The sequence below is a fragment of the Bacillus sp. CH_48 genome (genome assembly GCF_038008465.1).
Taxonomy (GTDB): Bacteria; Bacillota; Bacilli; order Bacillales; family Bacillaceae_G; genus Bacillus_A; species Bacillus_A thuringiensis_S.
On the sequence record NZ_JBBOZF010000001.1, the window covers coordinates 2,475,321 to 2,494,667 of the forward strand.

Genomic DNA, 19,347 nt, shown 5'->3' on the forward strand with positions numbered 1-19,347 from the left:
AGTAAACTATTTTATACTTTAAGGTGGTTTTATATATGAAAGAAAATGAAGATATACAAACGAAAGAAGTCATTCAACAAGTTGGACAGTTATTGAGACAAATTCGAAATGAACAGAAATTAAGTTTAGAAGAATTAGCTCATAAAACAGGAGTAAGTAAATTAACATTAGGAAAAATTGAAAGAGGGGAAACAAATCCGACGCTAGCTGTCATTTGGAAAATAACGAAAGGGTTATCAATTCCTTTATCCAGATTGATGGTTGTTGGAGAACCTGTAGCTGTTGCGCGCTGTGGAGAAGGATTTGCAGTAGATGAAGGACAAGCGTGGCATTTAGAAACGATGTTCCGTTATACGAAAGAAACAGGGATGGAAATGCACCGTGCTTGTTTACGATCAAATAGTATATATGAACCAGAAGCTCATCATGAAGGTGCGATTGAGCTTGTAACAGTAATGAAAGGGAAAGTATCGATTCAAGTAGAAAGCGATGTATACGAATTAAATGAGTTTGATTCCATCCAATTTGAAGCGAATAAGAAGCATGTTTATAAAAATGAAGAAGAAGAAGTGGCGGTATTACATTTAACGATGAAATATTCTTCATGAAAAAATCACCTATAGAATTCTATAGGTGATTTGCTCTTCTTAAGTATATGAAATGATACCATTAGTACGAACGTGGCATAAGTAATAAACAAATGAAATAAACTAAAAATCCTGTCCCAAAACATAAAACAGCAATAACCCAAATGATACGAATAAGAGTAGAGCTAATATCAAAATATTCTCCTAAACCACCACATATACCAAATAGCATTTTATCAGTTTCGGATTTACATAACTTTTTTGACATATTCCAATCAACTCCTTTTTATATCAAACTGCATACTTTTATTCTATATGGAAATTTATGAGAAGACTATGGGGTTGTATTACATTTTTTTTGAGAGACGATCATATTAATTGTCTTAATTTTCAGTGGATATTAAACTTGTAGTTATGAGGTGATTTTTAATAAAGGGTGGGGAAATAGGGATGACAGTATATTGGTTGACTAATGTAATGCTTGAATCAAGGTATACATATGAAGAAGAGAGAATTTCGCGAACAGAAACAGAATTATGTAGTTTACTCATTGAAGATGGACGAATTAAAAAAATTATAGAAGGGGTTGTTCAAGAAGAAGATATAGTAATGCTTGATGCTAAGCACTTATTGATGTTGCCAGCTTTCGAAGAGATGCACATTCACATTGATAAAACATATTATAGTGGCCCCTGGAAAGCTTGTAAGCCAGCAGAAAGTATTTTTACACGTTTTAATGAAGAAGAAAAAATTTTACTAAAGCAATTAGCAACTGCTCAAGATAGAGCGGAAAATATGCTAGAGTTACTACTGCGAAATGGTGCAACGAATATTAGAACGCATTGTAATGTTGATCCGATTATTGGACTTGGTAATTTGGAGGCGACGTTAGCGGCATTAGAAACATATAAAAATCGAGTGTCTAGTAGAATTGTTGCGTTTCCGCAACATGGATTATTGCGCAGTAATTCTGTGCAACTCGTGAAAGATGCGATGCGTATGGGTGCTCATCTAGTCGGAGGAGTAGATCCAGCTACAGTGGATAATGATATTGAAAAATCATTACATACAATTATGGATATCGCAGTAGAATTTAATGCGGATGTTGATATTCATTTACACGATGAGAATAATCTTGGAACGTTTACGATGAAGAGATTGGCAAGTTTAACAGAAGAAGCAGGGTGGCGAGGGCGTGTAACAATTAGTCATGCACTTGGACTTGGTGGTGTTACTGATAAAGAGGCTGAAGAAGTGGCAGAAAGACTCGCAGCTGTAAATATTGATATTACTTCAACAGTACCAATTGGTAAACAAGTAATTCCAATTCCGTTATTAGATAAAAAAGGTGTTAAAGTTTCATTAGGAAATGATAGCATTACAGATCATTGGTCACCGTTTGGAACAGGTGATATGCTTCAAAAGGCAAATCGATTAGCAGAGCGTTTTGGATGGAGTGACGAAAGGTCTTTAGGAAAAGCAATTCGCTTTATTACGGGAGGAAAAGAAACGTTAAATAATGAAGGGAAGCGGGTATGGCCGAATGTAGGGGATGAAGCGAGCTTTGTTTTGACAAATGCGACATGCACTGCTGAAGCGGTAGCACGCCAAACAGAAAAAAGTTTAGTCGTGTATAAAGGAAATATTGTTGTTGGAAGCTTAAATGAGCTGGAATTAAATAATCTTGTGTAGAAGAATCGTTTAAATACCTTGGGGAGGGTTCTAATTGTGAATATAGAACTCTTCTTTTTTATTCTTACAATATATTTTTTATAGGAAATCTAGAAGGGATGGACATTTTGGACAATCAACATAACCAAAATCATATTATGGGAACTTTGCAATGGTTTATATTTCTATTAGCAAATTCAATCGCACTACCAATTGTCGTTGGTGGATTATTTCATCTTACGACGGAAGAAATATTTTATTTAATGCAGCGTACGTTTTTTGTAGTTGGTATATCTTCTTTCTTACAAGGATGGATTGGGCATAGACTTCCAATTGCGGATGGACCAGCTGGATCTTGGGTTGGTGTATTTACAGTACTTGCTTATGCAACTGCCGGACAAGATCAATTGCATAGTACACTGCAAATTTTAGAGTTAGGAATGATAATCTCCGGTGTTATTTTAATAGGATTAGGAGTAACTGGTTTTATAGGACGTATTTTATTTTTATTTACGCCAGTTGTGACAGGGACGTTTTTACTTTTATTATGTTTACAATTAAGTGGTGTATTTTTAAAAGGAATGCTAGGAATTACAGCTACTATTTCTCAAATCGATGGAATTACAGCGATAATTGCGTTTAGTATATTTTTGTTCGTTATTATACTGTCTAATTTTGGAAGAGGTTTTATCAAAAGTTATGCAGTTTTAATAGGATTAATTAGCGGGTGGATTATTTTTCTCATTGCAGGAAAAGTGACGGTTCCATCTCAAGTAACTCATTTTGTACAACTTCCACAAATGTTTGCTTGGGGACTTCCAAAATGGAATACTGGTATGGCAGTATCCAGTTTCGTTATGGTATGTATTTTAGTTTCAAATACAGTGGCAGCTATTATAGCGATTAATCAAGCTACCATTCATAAAGCAACTATTGAACAAAAACAGTTGAAGGATGGTACGTGGGTTGGAGGGATTTCCCATATCATTTCCTCCGTATTTTCAACTGTAGGTATCGTTCCGTTACCAGCAACGGCAGGATTTATACGCTTAACAAAACAAAAATATATACGATCGTTCTTAATGGCATGTGCGTTACTAGTCGTAATGTCTCTTTTTCCAAGTATTATTCGTTACTTAGCATCTTTACCATCGGCTGTCGCATCGGCTGTTTTAATGGCTTCGTTCGTACAATTAATTGGAATTGGATTTAATAATATAAAACAAGTGCCGATGAGTGAAAGGAATGTAACGATTTTAGGAGTGGCAGTATTATTTGGAAGTGGCGTTATGTTTTTACCGTCTGGAGCACTCCAATCCTTGCCGTCTGTTATGCAATATATATTCGGTAATGGTTTATTTGTAGGTACGGTTGTAAGTATATTGCTAGAACAAATATGGCGCGTTGGAAAGTAAGTGGATAAAAAGAGTGTACGCAATGTATAAAAGTCTAAAATAACATGGGAAATAAAGCCCATTTTTATTCACCACCTGCACATTTCGTTCATACAATATCTTGACTAAATAAACACCCAACTTACACATACACAGCTCTGGCTTAAGCAAGGAGGGTTATACCAGTTGAAGGAAAAAGCGTATCAATCTAAACCTTTACTCACAAAGAGAGAAAGAGAAGTATTTGAATTACTGGTTCAAGATAAAACAACGAAGGAAATTGCAGGTGAACTTTTTATAAGTGAAAAGACAGTTCGTAACCACATCTCAAACGCAATGCAAAAGCTAGGGGTTAAAGGACGTTCACAAGCAGTTGTTGAGCTTCTTCGTATGGGAGAGCTCGAACTATAAGAAAGCAGCCGACTTTTATATAAAGAGTCGGCTATTTTTCTGTTTGTTTCACTTGCTATATGAATGATAAGAAGATTACATACATAAATAGGTAATAAGGAGGGGATATGTTGAAAAGGATACTGTTAGTTTCAACAAGTGCTCATGATATGAATGGACACCCGACTGGTTTGTGGCTTGAAGAGCTTGCAGCTCCTTATCATTTATTTAAAAAGGCTAAGTTTGATGTTGATATTGTGTCGATAAAAGGCGGAAGAGTACCTATAGATAGAGTGTCTATTCCGAATGGTATACCTCGCGAATTCAAGCACGTTGCGTCTTTATTGCAAAATACGAGACCGATTTCAAATGTTCATTTTTCGGACTATGATGCGGTTTTATTTGGTGGTGGGCACGGGGCGATTGTAGATTTTCCAGGTAATCCATATGTAGCAAATTTGATTGAGAATATGTATAACAATAACCGGATTGTAGCGGCTGTTTGTCACGGAGTAAGCTCCTTAGTCGGTGTGAAAAATAAGGATGGCTCGTTTTTTGTTGCCGGTAAGCGTATAACGGGTTATACAAACGATGAAGAAAAAGCTGTACATTTAGAAAAGCGCGTTCCGTTTTTGTTAGAAAGTAAGTTGAAAGAAGAAGGAGCTTTGTTTTATATAGCCCCCAATTTTACGTCACATGTGGTAGTAGATGGACATTTAATTACAGGACAAAACCCGCAGTCTAGTGTGGAAATGGGTAAGGCTATAAAAAGGGCTGTAAATAAATTATAGAAAAGGTGCTCGCTACTCATAAAGGTAGCGGGCATTTTTTCTATAGTGTAAATGAACCCTTAAACTAAAAAGATGTATTGAGTATAGTGACTTCATTTATAATTAATCGTGAATTTGCTATACTATTTTGTATGGACAAAAGGGGAGGCTCTTTTAAATGAGAAAAGTCGCATGTGCAAATACTTATATTAATAAAATCAAGCCCGTTATTAGAAAGGCGAGTTTTAGCCAATTGAAAATAGATGAAATTGCGAAATATATGGATATTAGTAAAGCTACTTTATATAAACGTTTTTCTTCGAAAGATGAAATTATTGAGGCGGTAGTAGAGGATTTCATGAACTATCTACTCGAAGGTGATGCGGATAATCAAGATGAAAGTATGTCATTTACAGAACGGTTCCAAAAGACATTTATCCATTCTTTAAAATGTGTGACATATATTTCGGATGTTTTTTTGCAAGATTTGAAAGAAGCATATCCGCATTTGTCGGATCAATTAGTCGCTGCACAACAAAATCGTAATCATAATTTGCAAATGTTTTTTGAAGCGGGTATGGAACAAGGCTACTTTAATAAGATGAACGCACAATTATTTATGGTGCAAGATGATGTGATGTTAAGACGTATTATAGATCATTCTTTTTGTATTCAGTACGATATTACGTTAAAGAAAGCGATACTTGATTTTTATCAATTGAAGAAGTATCAACTTTTTAAACCAGAGTATATAGATGCAATTGATGATTCTGAAATTGAAAAAGAAGTTATTGCTATTTTGCAAATGATTTCGTAAAAAAGCAGATCTCCCTTAATAGAGGGAGATCTGCTTTTTTTAGTACATATTATTTTTGCAACTGTTTTAATACTAATTCGGCTACTGGACCACCTGAAGCTGGGTTTTGACCAGTGATAACACGATTATCTTCTAGAGCAAAAGCTTCCCAAGGCTGTGCAGCTTTTTCGTAAAGTCCTCCATTTTTAATGAGTTCATCTTCTGTTAAAAATGGAACGAATTGATCTAATTCAGCTAATTTTTCTTCTTCATTTGAAAAGCCTGTTACCTTCTTACCGCTAATTAAACGATCCCCATTACTTAATGTAATATGAAATAAACCAGCAGCTCCATGACAAACGGAAGAAACAATACCGCCGTTTTCATAAATGTTGCGGCAAATATTTTGAAGTTGTTTATTTTCTGGGAAGTCCCAAATAACCCCGTGACCACCTGCGTAATAAATAACAGCGTAGTCTTCTGGATTCACTTCACTCGGTTTCATTGTAGAACCGAGGCGATTCATAAACTCTTTCTTTTGATACCATTCCCAATCGACGCTCTCCGCCATTGCTAAACTATGTGGATCAATTGGTGTATAACCACCTTGTGGGCTGACATAATCGACTTCGTAACCCGCTTCTTCTACTTTTTTTACGAAATGTACAGCTTCACCAAGCCAAAGTCCGGTAGCCCTATTTAAATTTGGATATTTTTCTACACTTGTTAATACAACTAACATTTTTTTCTTCATCATAATCCTCCTATAATGTCTCTTCTATATAAAAGTTCTGTATTCGTTTCGTTTTATTAAGTTAAAAAATGCAAATTTGAATAATCATGCCAGTCCTTCTCATATCGGATTCGAAATTAGTGTATAATAAATTTCGAACCAAGTAAACTAAAAAGGCAAAATTAGTTTAGTTTGTATATTTTTCGTTGACAAACTGTAATGCTGAAACTATGATAGTTCCATGAATATCGAACAACATTCTTGTTTCGTGTCGAATTCAATTTACCCCGCTATTTTCCGGGCAGTAAGACCCCCACCTCAAAATTCAGCGGAAGCAAAGAAGTTAGGTGGGGGATCAACTGCCCGTAAAAGTCCGATTGATGAGGGCTGGTTAAAGTTTCACTTTATCGCGCGATAAGGTAGTACCTTTTATACATTTAATGAAGTTGTTTAGTGGTGATACAACATTTAAATAACTTCATTTTTCATCTATAGTTTGACAATTTTAAAATTGCAATCAGGAGAGTGTTACACATGGGGAAAGATATAAGTAACCATTCGAAATGGTTTGTTTTTACATTATGTTTTATTGTTTTGTTAGGACCGATGAACGCTGTGTTATTTAATGTAGCGCTAGAGGATATTGCCAATGATTTATCAATTAGTCAATCGAAAGTAAGTTGGGTTGTAGTGGGGTATTCTTTAGTTGTCGGTATTGGTTCGATGATATATGGAAAACTGGCTGATCGTTACAGTGTAAAAAGGCTATTAATTATTTCTATTATCATATTTGTAGCTGGTTCTATTGTTGGGTTTGTGAATCAATCTTATGAGATTATCATTTTCGCAAGGTTAGTGCAGGCGAGCGGAGGAGCAGCGTTTATTGCGCTCAGTATGATTGCGGTGGCAAAATTAGTTGCTCCAGCTAAAAAACCGGGTGCGTTAGCAATGATTAGTTCTTCTATTGCATTAGCGGTTGGTATTGGACCTTTAGTTGGTGGGGCAATTACAAATACGTTAGGGTGGCCGTATTTATTTTTATTTATGGTTATTTCAATGATTGGTATTTTCTTGCTCGTAAAATTTATGCCAGAAGAGGCGCAACATACCGATGAAGTGTTTCGCTTTGATTTCATTGGAGCAGTTTTATTATTTGTATTGATTACGACCATTTTATTAGGAGTGAATATTAATAGTTGGCTTTTTGTGTTATCTGTTGCTTTCCTATTTTTATTCAGGGCTCATATGAAGAGAACAGAGTCGCCGTTTATTGATATTGAGTTGTTTACAAATAAACCATTACTTCGTTTAATAGCGGTCGGATTTATCATTAATGTGGCGTTATGTGCTAGTTTATTATTATTACCATTACTGTTAGGAAGAGGACACGGATTGTCTCCATTCGTTATTGGAATTGTATTGTTTGTTGCATCTCTCTTTGGTATTGTATCTAGTGTTATTACCGGAAAGATTATTCCTTCGTTTGGGAATGTGAGGATGATGTATGTAGCGTCTGTAGTTATGATCATGGGCTTTTTAATTTTAGGGATTATTCCGAATGGGAACTTACTCTTTATTTTATTTGCGGTTATTTTAACATTTATGAGTTATTCGGCAATTCAAGTATCATTAAACACATTTATACCCAAAACATTAAATCCAGCTAAAGTTGGAGTTGGTCTTGGTTTATATAATTTAATTAACTTTTTCGGTATGGCATTTGGACCAGCTGTAGCGAGCAAAATTATGGAATCTACAAATAGTTATCGATTGAATTTTATTTTGCTCGTCATTTTAATTTCTGCTCATTTCTTCTTATTAATGGGAATGTCTTCTTTTCAAAAAAAGATGGAGCAATGAATATGCACCTTATATAGAAGAAACCGACTTTCTTATAGAAGGTCGGTTATTTTTCTGTCTTGCAAATTACGAAAAAAAGGAGCAAAATAAAAAAGGTCCTAGTCTATACATGGGCAAATGAAAATTTTCATACAGAAGCATTTGAAGTGAGCGAACTTAAAGTGTGTAAAATATAATGATAAACATAAAAGATGATGAATGAGAAAACGGGTGATGAAGTTGAATAGAGCAATCGGTGTTATCGATTCAGGAGTTGGCGGTTTAACAGTAGCGAAGGAATTAATTCGTCAGTTGCCGAAAGAGCGTATCATATATTTAGGAGATACAGCACGTTGTCCTTATGGTCCACGTTCTCGAGAAGAAGTGCGTCAATTTACGTGGGAAATGACGGAGCATTTACTAGATTTAAATATTAAAATGTTAGTTATTGCGTGTAATACAGCAACTGCAGTTGTATTAGAAGAGATGCAAAAACAATTACCAATTCCAGTAGTAGGAGTTATTCACCCAGGATCACGTACAGCTTTAAAAGTGACAAACACGTATCATGTTGGGATTATTGGAACGATTGGAACCGTGAAAAGTGGTGCATACGAAGAGGCGTTAAAGTCTATTAATAACCGTGTTATGGTAGAAAGTTTAGCTTGTCCACCTTTCGTTGAACTTGTAGAGAGTGGGAATTTCGAAAGTGAAATGGCGTACGAAGTTGTAAGAGAAACGCTGCAACCACTGAAAAGTACCGATATTGATACCCTTATATTAGGGTGTACACATTATCCGATTTTAGGACCTGTTATTAAAAAAGTAATGGGAGATAAAGTACAACTAATTAGTTCTGGTGATGAAACAGCACGTGAAGTAAGTACAATCTTATATCATAGTAAAATGTTGAATGAAGGAGAAGAACAAAGCGATCATCTCTTCTTAACAACAGGAAAAATAGGCTTGTTTAAAGAAATTGCATCAAAATGGTTCGGTCAACCGATTGAAAATGTGAAGCATATTCATTTAGAAAAAGAATAATAGTAGAATTCATATAAGTAAGCTCCTGAGAAATCAGGAGTTTTTGTTTATCCCGCTATTTTCCGGGCAGTAAGACCCCCACCTCAAAATTCAGCGGAAGAAAAGAAGTTATGTGGGGGATGAACAAAACTCCCACTGATTAAAGTTTCACTATATAAGAGGCACAGCTTGTTCTAAAATGTGAAACGGCTCGTATACATAATAGTACAAACTTAGATTTTAGGGGGGAATGGCATGCCTAAATCCACTTTTAAATGGGTTGTTGGTGCTACTGTGAGCGCTGTTTTACTAACAGGGTGTGGCTTTATAAATCAGGAGAAAGCAACTGAACAAATTGATCCGCCAAAACAAGTTACGTATACAGAGGGTGGGAAGAAAGAAGTAGCTAAAAAAGATAAGCAAGGGCAAATGGTAAATAGAGAACTATACCTTGTTGATAAAAATGGTTATGTTGTACCACAAACATTAGCTATACCTACTCCGAAAGCAAATGAGACTGTGAAGCAAACGTTAGAATACCTTGTGAAAGATGGACCAGTAACGAATTTATTACCGAATGGGTTTCGTGCAGTCATTCCGGCGAATACAACGATGACCTTAGATTTGAAAAAGGACGGGACGGCAGTTATTGATTTCTCTAAAGAAATGAAAAACTATGCGAAAGAAGAAGAGCGGCAAATCGTTGAATCTATAGCGTGGACGTTGACGCAATTTACAGAGATAAAACAAGTGCAGTTCCAAATAAATGGTGAGAAATTGGCGAAGATGCCTGTTGGTGGTACACCGCTTGGTGAAGGAGTGAGCCGTGCAAATGGTATTAACTTCGATGATGAACAAGTAGCAGATGTAACAAATACAAAACCAGTCACACTGTATTTTATGGCGCAAAATAATAATAAACAGCAATATTACGTACCAGTAACGCGCCGCGTTGCTGAAGGAAAAGAAAATGATTATGCAGCAATTATAGATGAGCTTGTAAAAGGTCCGATTCATCAATCGCTCCTGAATGATTTTAATCCAGGCGTTAAGCTTATTACGAATCCGAAATTACAAGACGGAAATCTTACATTAAACTTTAATGAAAATATATTTGTAAACCCAGATAAAAATATGATTTCAAATTACGTATTGAAGTCGTTAGTTTTATCTTTAACAGAAAAGAAAGGTGTGAAAAATGTTTCTATTGAAGTGAATGGAAAAGCAAATCTTATAGATGAAAAGGGCGGAAAGTTAATAAAACCTGTAGATCGTCCAGAAAACGTGAATACAGGTAGTTTTTAATCTTGAATAATTTGATATACTTAAGTAAGAAAGGAGAATTGCTTTTTGGGTTCTCCTTCTTTTATTGTATACATATCATACATTTAAAATTGGCTATACTAACGAGTAGTAATTAAGAGGAGGTTATTTTTATGCGAGTAGATGGTAGAGAGAAAACAGAATTACGCCATATACATATTCATACGAATTATTTAAAACATCCAGAGGGATCTGTATTAATTGAAGTTGGGGATACAAAGGTGATTTGCTCAGCGACAATTGAAGAGCGTGTACCACCGTTTATGCGTGGAGAAGGAAAGGGCTGGGTAACAGCTGAATACGCGATGATTCCGCGTGCAACAGAACAACGTACAATTAGAGAGTCAAGCAAAGGGAAAGTAACAGGACGTACAATGGAAATTCAGCGTCTAATTGGACGAGCATTACGTGCGGTAGTTGATTTAGAAGCGCTTGGCGAGAGAACAGTTTGGATTGACTGTGATGTTATCCAAGCAGATGGTGGAACGAGAACAGCGTCTATTACAGGTGCATATGTAGCGATGGTACTAGCTTTTGAGAAGTTATTACAAGCAGAAAAAGTATCTAAAATTCCAGTAAAAGATTATTTAGCAGCAACGTCAGTAGGGATTGTTGAAGAGCAAGGTGTTGTTTTAGATTTAAACTATGCAGAAGATTCTAAAGCAGACGTTGATATGAACGTGATTATGACTGGAAAAGGCCAATTTGTTGAAGTGCAAGGAACTGGAGAAGAAGCGACGTTTAGTAGAGCGCAGTTAAATGAACTACTTGATGCTGCGGAAAAAGGCATTTTCCAACTGATTGATATGCAAAAAGAAGCTTTAGGCGACATCGTATCTCATATAGAGTAGAGGTGGAAAGTATGAAACAAGTTGTTGTAGCGACAAAAAATATGGGTAAAGTACGTGAGTTTGCTGAGTTATTTGAGCGATTTGATTTAGAAGTAAAATCATTACACGATTTTCCTCATATTGAAGAAGTTGAAGAAACAGGTGAAACATTTGAAGAAAATGCGATCTTAAAAGCGGATAGTTTGAGTAGACAGCTGAATTCGATCGTAATTGCGGATGATTCGGGTCTTATTGTAGATGCTTTAAACGGAAAACCAGGAGTGTATTCAGCGCGTTTTGCTGGTGAACCGAAAAATGATCAAGCAAATATCGATAAAGTGTTACAAGAATTAAATGGCATTGACTTTGAAAAGCGTAAAGCACGTTTCTATTGTGCATTAGCAGTTGCTTTCCCTGAAGGTGATAAAAAGCCTGTCATTGTAAATGGGACATGTGAAGGATTTATTTTAGAACAACGCCGCGGAGAAAATGGTTTTGGATACGATCCGATCTTTTATGTGGAAGAATACAAAAAAGCAATGGCGGAATTAAGTTCAGATGAGAAAAATGCTATTAGCCACCGTGGTCGTGCTCTTCGTAAGTTAGAAGAAAAAATCCCGGAATGGTTTTTAGGAGAATAAGGGAGAGAGTATGATGAAAGCTTTAATCGTAAGCGATAGTCATAGCTCTGTGAAGGAATTACAGCAGTTGAAAGAGAAATATGAAGGGAAAGTAGATATCATGATTCATTGCGGTGATTCAGAGCTAACGCCTGCTCATGAAGAAATGCAAGGTTTCCGTGTTGTAAAAGGAAACTGTGATTATGCTAACTTTCAAGATGAAATTGTAACTGATGTAAATGGAATTCGCTTCTTAGTTGTGCATGGACATCGCCATAATGTGAAAATGACATTACAAACGCTAGCGTACCATGCGGAAGAAGTAGGAGCGCAAGTTGCATGCTTCGGACATTCTCACGTATTAGGTGCGGAATTAATCGACGGCGTTTTATTTATTAATCCAGGCAGTATTTTATTACCACGTCAGCGTGTAGAAAAGACATTTGCTGTATTAGAAATGGATGAAAATCAAATGGAAGTTCGTTTTGAAACATTAGACGGACAACTAGTTGAACAAGCAGTTTTTAAAAGAGGATAATAAAATTTATCCTCTTTTAAAAAAGGTGTTGACTTTATGTATGGTTATACATATAATAAATATTGTCGATAGGGCAACGGCGCTAACGAAGAAAAGAAAATAACATATGCGGGTGTAGTTTAGTGGTAAAACAAGAGCCTTCCAAGCTCTGGTCGAGAGTTCGATTCTCTTCACCCGCTCCATGTCCCAGTAGCTCAGCCGGATAGAGCATACGCCTTCTAAGCGTACGGTCGGGAGTTCGAATCTCTCCTGGGACGCTAACAGAAACCTTGTTATCTTTTGATAACAAGGTTTTTGTTTGTCTAAAAATTGATGTTTGGGTTATAAGTGTAGTTCCTTCTTAATATCTGCGACCTTTCCTTCGATATTAAGCAGTTGCATATGTACTTCTTTTTCTTAAATAAAAAGAGCGCCGTTTATCCCGCTATTTGCCGGGCAGTAAGACCCCCACCTCAAAATTCAGCGGAAGCAAAGAAGTTAGGTGGGGTCGGGCTGTCCGTAAAAGTCCGATTGGTGAGGGTTGATTAAAGTTACACTTTATGCGCCCTGTTCCTCATATTTAATTTAAAGAATCAATAGGCTTATGGTAGAACTCAAATCCATATCCAGATTCTCCTAATTGTTCACTTGCAATGTTATAAAAGTTTTTACCATTCTAGTGTGATTGAGTAGCCGTTATCGGAACTTATCCCTGATAGTGTGTTACAATTAATAGAAGCGGAAAACGAGAATCTCCAATTGACTGGACGTGTGATTAGTTGGACAGTTTAAGAAGGTTGTATAAAAAGGGAGATGGCGCAAAGATGGCGAGAACAAAAGAGAATGATTTAACGGAGAAATTGGCAGAAGGTCAACGGAAATATGGTGACGGCAACTTTACAGTACAGAACATCGGTGATGAAACTAATCCGAATTGGACTGTCGTAAAAAATGTGAGGAAGGGATCGGCAGGCATTCGCGAAGGAGAAGATATATTAAGACTGCGATCAAAATATATAAAATAGTATGGAATGGGCGGAGCGGGAGTTCGAATCTCTCCTGGGACGCTAAAAAAACCTTGTTATCTTTTGATAACAAGGTTTTTTGTTTTAAATTAGTTATTAATAAACTTCTCAAATACAAAACCATAATCTTTCACATTGTATTGTTTCTTCGTATCAACAAGCCAGTTAAAGGCAATCTCGTTCATCTCTTTAAATTGCTCTGCTAAGTTTACTTGTGCGTTTGAAATACGGCTGAAAGCATTAGATGCCATATCTAAACTTTTATGTGCATATTGTAATGTAATGTCGTTGTCGTATGAAATTTCTTCAATTTTAAGTAAAGCCTTATATAAATCTTTTAATTCTTCAATATGTTTTTTATGAACATCAATTGAGTAATGCTCATCTCCCATTTGAAACTTAATTTCTATATCTAAATCAATCGTTCCTGCAGTTTCAAGTGCTACGTTTTTAATTTGATATTTACTATAGCTATAGCGGCGCAGTGTGCGTTTTTTACTTGTTGCGCTTGTACCATCTAGGTGGAGTAATCCTTTGTTTGTGAAGCAATATTCATCTGATTTGGATTTAATTAGAAAATAAATTTTCTCTTCATCTTCGTGCATCACGTAATCATCAGCATCAACTTTATCGTAATCTTTCGGTGTAATGACAGAACCTACATCGCTTAACCCTAAAACATCAGCAGCTACTTTTTTGAACATATATAATCCCCCTTGTAAATTAAATTCTTAATTGTACAAAAATATATTAACATGATTTTCATTTTTTGTTTTCTTGTAATACGAAAATATCTGAAGGTAAGTTAAGAAAAGTAACGCATAATTATTTTGATCCTAAATTATTTAGTAAATCTATTAGTCTAAGAGTCGATTCGCCGAAAAGTAACCAAGAGAAAAAAGCTAATTTTGCAAGTGATTATAGAGAAATTTCGTGAAAGCACCTCAAGCGATATGAGGTGTTTTTCAATCCCTTTTTGAAATCTTACAATTCTGTAAGGTAACTGTAAGGTAGTTCGATGGTAAGAAATTGCTAATCTTTTATAATGAAGATAACAACGATAAAACGAGGAGGAAGAAATGATGAAAGGGTTAGTTGTAACGGGCTTAACGGTTGCTTTTGGATTTGTAGCGTATGAGAAATTAACGTATGTAGTCGATGTTGTGAAACATTTGATTGCTTAGAGAAAACAGCTATGAGAGGGAAAGGGAATGAGTGAATGAATGGAATGGTTATTTGGAATTATAGGTACTTGTAGTGTAGTGTTATTGTTCTTTGTCCCAAGTGGTATACTTAGTTCGACAACAAGTTTGTTCTTCTTAAGTTTGTTTGCTTGTACGATGCTTATTATTATGTTTTTAATGAAGCGAAGTAAACCAATCTTCTATTTTAGCATGATTGTTATGGCAATTATTGTTCTCCAAATTATTACCCTTGTAATATACCCCACAATTATAAAAGCTTTCCATTAATGATGAATCCTCTGCGCTTGTTGCTGGGGATTTTTATTTGTACAATTTTAATTTTTAGTAGAGATTTACTCGTATCGGAATATAAAAATTAAATATTTTTATATTTCAAACAAATGATTTAGGGATGTTGTGTTCTCATTACGCATTTGATATATTTACTTTGAGCATAATTAAAATCAAGAAAAAGAGGCGGACGTATGGATAAAAAAGAAAATACGGTCGTATTGTTTCCGCAACTATCAGAGCGCTATATTGATGAAGGTTTTTTAGCGCTGAAAGAGCGGAAATTCGAAGATGCATTGCGTTGCTTTGAAATATTACGTCAGTATAATGCGGAAACGGAACAAACGGAATTAGCTTCAGTTATTTGTTTACTCGAATTAAAACGTATGGAAGAAGCGAAAGATAAATGTGAACAGTTGCTTAAAACAGGAGTTGTCTTATTTGGTGATATTCTTGAAACGTACGTAACAATTTTAGTTCAAACAAATGATTATGAAGGTGTTATTGAAACTGTTGAAAAGGTTTTACAAACGAAAGATATAATGCCTGATCAAAAGGAAAAATTAGCGCAGCTTGCTTTATTTGCAGAAGGTATGCTAAATGAGGGAGACGCATCGCTAGTGGATTCAAACTTTGAATTGGATGAGTTTACTAATGAAATTTTTGGAGAAAACTTTGGACAGAAGCTAAGAGCGATTCAGCGACTTTCGTTAAAAGATTTAGATCTTGCATTACCTGTTTTAAAGAAATTTTTAATAGACGAAGAGCAGCACCCCTATTTGAAAACTTCTATTTTGTATAAAATGATAGAAAGTCAGGTAGAAGAAGAAATAGAGGTAGAAAAGTTTGGAAATACGATTAAGGTGATTCCAGCATTTACAGGTCATAATGAGGAGCAATCCAATAACATTATACATAAATTATCAAGCCGATTAGAGCAAAATTATCCCGATATATTTGAAGCGATGGTTACATATTGGAAAGAGTTGCAAATTAGCGTTTTCCCATTCGCTCTATTAATGGATAAAGAAGAGATTTGGTCAGCTGTTTTAGAGAGAATTGGAAGAAAGCGTTTCGGATTGGCTATTGATGAAGAAGAGCTTATGGCAGCATATAATATCGAATTGGAAGAGTTTCATATTGCCTATCAATGGTTATTACGTGTTGAAAGAGAAGGATATTTGCCCGTATAATTATGAAAAAGAATCGTTCAGTTCTTGAAACGAGCATATTCTATGTTATAATGTAAGGGTTGCAAAAGGCAGAAATCTGCCTGTTTGTAAGAGAAGAGAAGTGCAATTCTCTTACTTAATATGTTTCATATTATTCTCGAACAAAATATACCGTAGTTGTCTTCTGGGCAATTAGTAGATTGGAACATTATATCTGAAAGCTTTTGCTAGAGGGTTATTTGTGTATTTGTTATTTCAAAAAAGAGATAATGAAGATTTTAATCTATAGAGGTATGTGCATACATTATTATAGTTGGAGGGAAAGAATAAATGTCTACAAAATGGGAAAAATTAGAAGGTAACGTTGGCGTTTTAACAATCGAAGTTGATGCTAAAGAAGTAAACAACTCTATCGACGCTGCGTTCAAAAAAGTAGTAAAAACAATTAACGTACCAGGTTTCCGTAAAGGAAAAATGCCTCGTCCATTATTCGAACAACGCTTTGGTATTGAATCTTTATACCAAGATGCTTTAGATATCATTTTACCAAAAGCATACGGTGAAGCGATTGAAGAAGCTGGTATCTTCCCAGTTGATCATCCTGAAATCGACATCGAGAAGTTCGAAAAAAATGCTAACCTTATCTTCACTGCAAAAGTTACAGTGAAACCTGAAGTTAAATTAGGTGAGTACAAAGGTTTAGCAGTAGAAAAAGTTGAAACAACTGTAACTGACGAAGATGTAGAGAACGAATTAAAATCTTTACAAGAGCGTCAAGCTGAACTAGTTGTTAAAGAAGAAGGAACTGTTGAAAACGGTGATACAGCTGTAATCGACTTCGAAGGTTTCGTTGATGGCGAAGCATTTGAAGGCGGAAAAGGCGAAAACTACTCTCTAGCAATCGGTTCTGGTACATTCATCCCAGGTTTCGAAGAGCAAGTAATCGGTCTTAAATCTGGTGAGTCTAAAGACGTTGAAGTATCATTCCCAGAAGAGTACCATGCTGCTGAATTAGCTGGCAAACCAGCAACATTCAAAGTAACAATTCACGAAATCAAAACAAAAGAACTTCCTGAGTTAAACGACGAGTTCGCTAAAGAAGCAGACGAAGCGGTTGCAACTCTTGATGAATTAAAAGCAAAACTTCGCACAAACTTAGAAGAAGGCAAAAAGCACGAAGCTGAGCACAAAGTACGTGACGAAGTAGTAGAATTAGCTGCTGCTAACGCTGAAATCGAAATTCCAGAAGCTATGATCAACACTGAGTTAGATCGTATGGTTCGTGAATTCGAGCAACGTTTAAGCCAACAAGGTATGAACCTTGAGCTTTACTACCAATTCACAGGTACTGACGCTGACAAATTAAAAGAGCAAATGAAAGAAGATGCACAAAAACGTGTAAGAATCAATCTTGTTCTTGAAGCTATCATTGAAGCTGAAAACATCGAGGTTACTGAAGAAGAAGTAACTGCAGAAGTTGAAAAAATGGCTGAAATGTACGGTATGCCAGTAGACGCTATCAAGCAAGCTCTTGGAAGTGTAGACGCTTTAGCTGAAGATCTTAAAGTGCGTAAAGCTGTAGACTTCTTAGTAGAAAACGCTGCATAATAAAATAACAAGGCACGATTTTAATCGTGCCTTGTTTTATAAATATAGAAATATATTTATAAAACTTTTCGATGGAGAAGGAAATGTTCCTTTACAAGTCGAATATACATATTTCAAAAGTTTTAAAATTTTTTTATTTGTACATAACTAGTCATATTATTTGTATTTCTCGCCACGTAGTGACATAATATGTATTTACATACGATACATTTATCGTGTACATACGAAGGCAAGAGGTTAGCACTTTGTAAGGGGTGTGAAAATATGTTTAAATTTAATGATGAAAAAGGGCAATTAAAATGTTCTTTCTGTGGTAAAACACAAACGCAAGTTCGAAAGTTAGTGGCAGGTCCAGGTGTTTACATTTGTGACGAGTGTATCGAACTTTGTACTGAAATTGTACAAGAGGAGCTTGCGAAGGACGAAGAAGTAGAATTCAAAGATGTACCGAAACCGGTAGAAATTCGTGAAATCTTAGATGAGTATGTCATCGGGCAAGATAGCGCGAAAAAAGCACTAGCGGTAGCGGTATATAATCATTACAAACGCATTAATTCTAACAGCAAAATTGATGATGTAGAATTAGCGAAGAGTAATATCGCACTTATCGGGCCAACAGGTAGTGGTAAAACATTACTGGCACAAACGTTAGCGCGTATTTTAAATGTTCCATTTGCAATCGCGGACGCAACATCTTTAACAGAAGCTGGATATGTTGGGGAAGATGTAGAAAATATCTTACTAAAATTAATTCAAGCAGCTGATTATGATGTAGAGAAAGCGGAAAAAGGAATCATTTATATTGATGAGATTGATAAAGTGGCACGTAAGTCTGAAAATCCATCAATTACACGTGATGTATCTGGTGAAGGTGTGCAGCAGGCACTTCTGAAAATTTTAGAAGGTACTGTAGCAAGCGTTCCACCTCAAGGTGGTCGTAAGCATCCGCACCAAGAGTTCATTCAAATTGATACAACGAACATCTTATTCATTTGTGGTGGAGCGTTTGATGGCATTGAGCCGATTATTAAACGTCGCCTTGGTGAGAAAGTAATTGGATTTGGTTCTGAGAAGAAAAATGCTGATGTAAATGAGAAGCATGTTTTATCTCACGTATTACCAGAGGATCTTTTAAGATTTGGTTTAATTCCAGAGTTTATCGGTCGTCTTCCAGTTATTGCGAACCTAGAGCCACTTGATGAAGATGCTCTTGTTGATATTTTAACGAAACCGAAAAATGCACTTGTTAAGCAATTCCAAAAACTATTGGAGCTTGACGATGTTGAGTTAGAGTTTGAAGAAGGTGCACTAATCGAAATTGCGAAAAAAGCAATTGAACGTAAAACGGGTGCTCGTGGACTTCGTTCTATTATTGAAGGCTTAATGCTTGATGTAATGTTCGAACTTCCATCTCGTAAAGATATCGAGAAGTGTATTCTTACAAAAGAAACAGTAGCTGATAATGAACCGCCAAAATTGGTGTTACAAGACGGTACTGTACTTGATACAAAAACATCTGCATAATGCGAAAGGGAAACAGCAATTTTTATAATTGCTGTTTTTCTTTATGTTTA

The 19,347-nt window shown here is 35.7% G+C and carries 20 protein-coding genes and 2 tRNA genes; 19 read left to right on the forward strand and 3 right to left on the reverse strand.

Going from position 1 to position 19,347, the window contains the following annotated elements; genetic code table 11:
- Positions 1–35: 35 nt before the first annotated feature.
- Positions 36–608, forward strand: coding sequence for a helix-turn-helix domain-containing protein (locus N2V92_RS12420; protein ID WP_000661915.1), 573 nt, complete (start codon positions 36–38; stop codon positions 606–608).
- A gap of 61 nt (positions 609–669) precedes the next feature.
- On the opposite strand, the gene N2V92_RS12425 is transcribed toward N2V92_RS12420, so the two are convergent.
- Positions 670–855: a PspC domain-containing protein gene (locus tag N2V92_RS12425; RefSeq protein ID WP_000038411.1), complete on the reverse strand. Its 186-nt coding sequence runs from the start codon at positions 853–855 to the stop codon at positions 670–672.
- A gap of 182 nt (positions 856–1,037) precedes the next feature.
- Between N2V92_RS12425 and N2V92_RS12430 the strand changes: the two genes are divergently transcribed.
- The 5 genes from N2V92_RS12430 (at position 1,038) to N2V92_RS12450 (ending at position 5,629) form a co-directional block, all read left to right on the forward strand.
- The gene (locus N2V92_RS12430) at positions 1,038–2,279 is read left to right on the forward strand and encodes an amidohydrolase family protein (RefSeq protein WP_000219575.1); all 1,242 of its coding nucleotides are present in this window, start codon (positions 1,038–1,040) and stop codon (positions 2,277–2,279) included.
- 98 nt (positions 2,280–2,377) lie between these two features.
- A complete protein-coding gene (locus N2V92_RS12435; protein WP_016077236.1) occupies positions 2,378–3,673 on the forward strand; it encodes a purine/pyrimidine permease in 1,296 nt (431 codons plus the stop codon).
- A gap of 165 nt (positions 3,674–3,838) precedes the next feature.
- Positions 3,839–4,063 carry a spore germination transcription factor GerE gene (gene gerE, locus N2V92_RS12440; protein ID WP_000659484.1) on the forward strand — a complete coding sequence of 75 codons (225 nt, stop codon included), beginning with the start codon at positions 3,839–3,841 and terminating at the stop codon, positions 4,061–4,063.
- 107 nt (positions 4,064–4,170) lie between these two features.
- Positions 4,171–4,833, forward strand: coding sequence for a type 1 glutamine amidotransferase domain-containing protein (locus tag N2V92_RS12445; RefSeq protein ID WP_002082076.1), 663 nt, complete (start codon positions 4,171–4,173; stop codon positions 4,831–4,833).
- Positions 4,834–4,990: 157 nt separating this feature from the next.
- Complete coding sequence (locus N2V92_RS12450) at positions 4,991–5,629, forward strand: TetR/AcrR family transcriptional regulator (protein WP_001233010.1); 639 nt, start codon at positions 4,991–4,993, stop codon at positions 5,627–5,629.
- Between the two features lie 49 nt (positions 5,630–5,678).
- Here the strand turns inward: N2V92_RS12450 and N2V92_RS12455 are convergent, their stop codons facing one another.
- Positions 5,679–6,362 (reverse strand): type 1 glutamine amidotransferase domain-containing protein, encoded by a 684-nt coding sequence (locus tag N2V92_RS12455; protein WP_000728521.1) that lies wholly within the window; start codon positions 6,360–6,362, stop codon positions 5,679–5,681.
- Between the two features lie 513 nt (positions 6,363–6,875).
- Here N2V92_RS12455 and N2V92_RS12460 point away from each other — a divergent pair.
- From N2V92_RS12460 to N2V92_RS12500, 9 genes are all read left to right on the forward strand, one after another.
- Positions 6,876–8,201 (forward strand): MFS transporter, encoded by a 1,326-nt coding sequence (locus tag N2V92_RS12460; protein ID WP_000513862.1) that lies wholly within the window; start codon positions 6,876–6,878, stop codon positions 8,199–8,201.
- A 213-nt stretch (positions 8,202–8,414) separates the two neighbouring features.
- Positions 8,415–9,224, forward strand: coding sequence for a glutamate racemase (racE, locus tag N2V92_RS12465; protein WP_000774005.1), 810 nt, complete (start codon positions 8,415–8,417; stop codon positions 9,222–9,224).
- Positions 9,225–9,458: 234 nt separating this feature from the next.
- A complete protein-coding gene (gene gerM / locus N2V92_RS12470; RefSeq protein WP_001126747.1) occupies positions 9,459–10,508 on the forward strand; it encodes a spore germination protein GerM in 1,050 nt (349 codons plus the stop codon).
- Positions 10,509–10,639: 131 nt separating this feature from the next.
- Entirely contained in the window at positions 10,640–11,377 is a 738-nt protein-coding gene (gene rph / locus N2V92_RS12475; RefSeq protein WP_001261763.1) for a ribonuclease PH, read from the forward strand.
- Positions 11,378–11,388: 11 nt separating this feature from the next.
- On the forward strand, positions 11,389–11,997 hold the full coding sequence (locus tag N2V92_RS12480) for an XTP/dITP diphosphatase (RefSeq protein ID WP_000815946.1): 609 nt from the start codon (positions 11,389–11,391) through the stop codon (positions 11,995–11,997).
- Positions 11,998–12,010: 13 nt separating this feature from the next.
- On the forward strand, positions 12,011–12,514 hold the full coding sequence (locus tag N2V92_RS12485) for a metallophosphoesterase (RefSeq protein ID WP_000645510.1): 504 nt from the start codon (positions 12,011–12,013) through the stop codon (positions 12,512–12,514).
- Positions 12,515–12,622: 108 nt separating this feature from the next.
- Positions 12,623–12,696, forward strand: a tRNA-Gly gene (locus tag N2V92_RS12490).
- Between the two features lies 1 nt (position 12,697).
- A tRNA-Arg gene (locus N2V92_RS12495) sits at positions 12,698–12,771 on the forward strand.
- Between the two features lie 546 nt (positions 12,772–13,317).
- Positions 13,318–13,518, forward strand: a complete 201-nt coding sequence (locus tag N2V92_RS12500; protein ID WP_000124591.1) for a hypothetical protein — start codon at positions 13,318–13,320, stop codon at positions 13,516–13,518.
- 89 nt (positions 13,519–13,607) lie between these two features.
- On the opposite strand, the gene N2V92_RS12505 is transcribed toward N2V92_RS12500, so the two are convergent.
- Positions 13,608–14,222 (reverse strand): PH domain-containing protein, encoded by a 615-nt coding sequence (locus N2V92_RS12505; protein WP_000475202.1) that lies wholly within the window; start codon positions 14,220–14,222, stop codon positions 13,608–13,610.
- 519 nt (positions 14,223–14,741) lie between these two features.
- Here N2V92_RS12505 and N2V92_RS12510 point away from each other — a divergent pair.
- The 4 genes from N2V92_RS12510 to clpX all read left to right on the forward strand — a co-directional run bounded on the left by N2V92_RS12510 (position 14,742) and on the right by clpX (position 19,297).
- Complete coding sequence (locus N2V92_RS12510; RefSeq protein ID WP_001983650.1) at positions 14,742–14,990, forward strand: hypothetical protein; 249 nt, start codon at positions 14,742–14,744, stop codon at positions 14,988–14,990.
- Between the two features lie 197 nt (positions 14,991–15,187).
- The gene (locus N2V92_RS12515; protein WP_000358275.1) at positions 15,188–16,186 is read left to right on the forward strand and encodes a hypothetical protein; all 999 of its coding nucleotides are present in this window, start codon (positions 15,188–15,190) and stop codon (positions 16,184–16,186) included.
- A gap of 309 nt (positions 16,187–16,495) precedes the next feature.
- Positions 16,496–17,773, forward strand: a complete 1,278-nt coding sequence (tig, locus tag N2V92_RS12520; RefSeq protein WP_000105215.1) for a trigger factor — start codon at positions 16,496–16,498, stop codon at positions 17,771–17,773.
- Between the two features lie 264 nt (positions 17,774–18,037).
- Positions 18,038–19,297 carry an ATP-dependent protease ATP-binding subunit ClpX gene (clpX, locus tag N2V92_RS12525; RefSeq protein ID WP_000472289.1) on the forward strand — a complete coding sequence of 420 codons (1,260 nt, stop codon included), beginning with the start codon at positions 18,038–18,040 and terminating at the stop codon, positions 19,295–19,297.
- Positions 19,298–19,347: the final 50 nt, after the last annotated feature.

What these genes read in the sequence shown, in the direction of transcription:
- N2V92_RS12420 (WP_000661915.1), top strand. Translation starts at nt 36, where the DNA reads ATGAAAGAAAATGAAGATATACAAACGAAAGAAGTCATTCAACAAGTT.
- N2V92_RS12425 (WP_000038411.1), bottom strand. Translation starts at nt 855, where the DNA reads ATGTCAAAAAAGTTATGTAAATCCGAAACTGATAAAATGCTATTTGGT.
- N2V92_RS12430 (WP_000219575.1), top strand. Translation starts at nt 1,038, where the DNA reads ATGACAGTATATTGGTTGACTAATGTAATGCTTGAATCAAGGTATACA.
- N2V92_RS12435 (WP_016077236.1), top strand. Translation starts at nt 2,378, where the DNA reads ATGGACATTTTGGACAATCAACATAACCAAAATCATATTATGGGAACT.
- N2V92_RS12445 (WP_002082076.1), top strand. Translation starts at nt 4,171, where the DNA reads ATGTTGAAAAGGATACTGTTAGTTTCAACAAGTGCTCATGATATGAAT.
- N2V92_RS12450 (WP_001233010.1), top strand. Translation starts at nt 4,991, where the DNA reads ATGAGAAAAGTCGCATGTGCAAATACTTATATTAATAAAATCAAGCCC.
- N2V92_RS12455 (WP_000728521.1), bottom strand. Translation starts at nt 6,362, where the DNA reads ATGAAGAAAAAAATGTTAGTTGTATTAACAAGTGTAGAAAAATATCCA.
- N2V92_RS12460 (WP_000513862.1), top strand. Translation starts at nt 6,876, where the DNA reads ATGGGGAAAGATATAAGTAACCATTCGAAATGGTTTGTTTTTACATTA.
- racE (WP_000774005.1), top strand. Translation starts at nt 8,415, where the DNA reads ATGAAGTTGAATAGAGCAATCGGTGTTATCGATTCAGGAGTTGGCGGT.
- gerM (WP_001126747.1), top strand. Translation starts at nt 9,459, where the DNA reads ATGCCTAAATCCACTTTTAAATGGGTTGTTGGTGCTACTGTGAGCGCT.
- rph (WP_001261763.1), top strand. Translation starts at nt 10,640, where the DNA reads ATGCGAGTAGATGGTAGAGAGAAAACAGAATTACGCCATATACATATT.
- N2V92_RS12480 (WP_000815946.1), top strand. Translation starts at nt 11,389, where the DNA reads ATGAAACAAGTTGTTGTAGCGACAAAAAATATGGGTAAAGTACGTGAG.
- N2V92_RS12485 (WP_000645510.1), top strand. Translation starts at nt 12,011, where the DNA reads ATGAAAGCTTTAATCGTAAGCGATAGTCATAGCTCTGTGAAGGAATTA.
- N2V92_RS12500 (WP_000124591.1), top strand. Translation starts at nt 13,318, where the DNA reads ATGGCGAGAACAAAAGAGAATGATTTAACGGAGAAATTGGCAGAAGGT.
- N2V92_RS12505 (WP_000475202.1), bottom strand. Translation starts at nt 14,222, where the DNA reads ATGTTCAAAAAAGTAGCTGCTGATGTTTTAGGGTTAAGCGATGTAGGT.
- N2V92_RS12510 (WP_001983650.1), top strand. Translation starts at nt 14,742, where the DNA reads ATGGAATGGTTATTTGGAATTATAGGTACTTGTAGTGTAGTGTTATTG.
- N2V92_RS12515 (WP_000358275.1), top strand. Translation starts at nt 15,188, where the DNA reads ATGGATAAAAAAGAAAATACGGTCGTATTGTTTCCGCAACTATCAGAG.
- tig (WP_000105215.1), top strand. Translation starts at nt 16,496, where the DNA reads ATGTCTACAAAATGGGAAAAATTAGAAGGTAACGTTGGCGTTTTAACA.
- clpX (WP_000472289.1), top strand. Translation starts at nt 18,038, where the DNA reads ATGTTTAAATTTAATGATGAAAAAGGGCAATTAAAATGTTCTTTCTGT.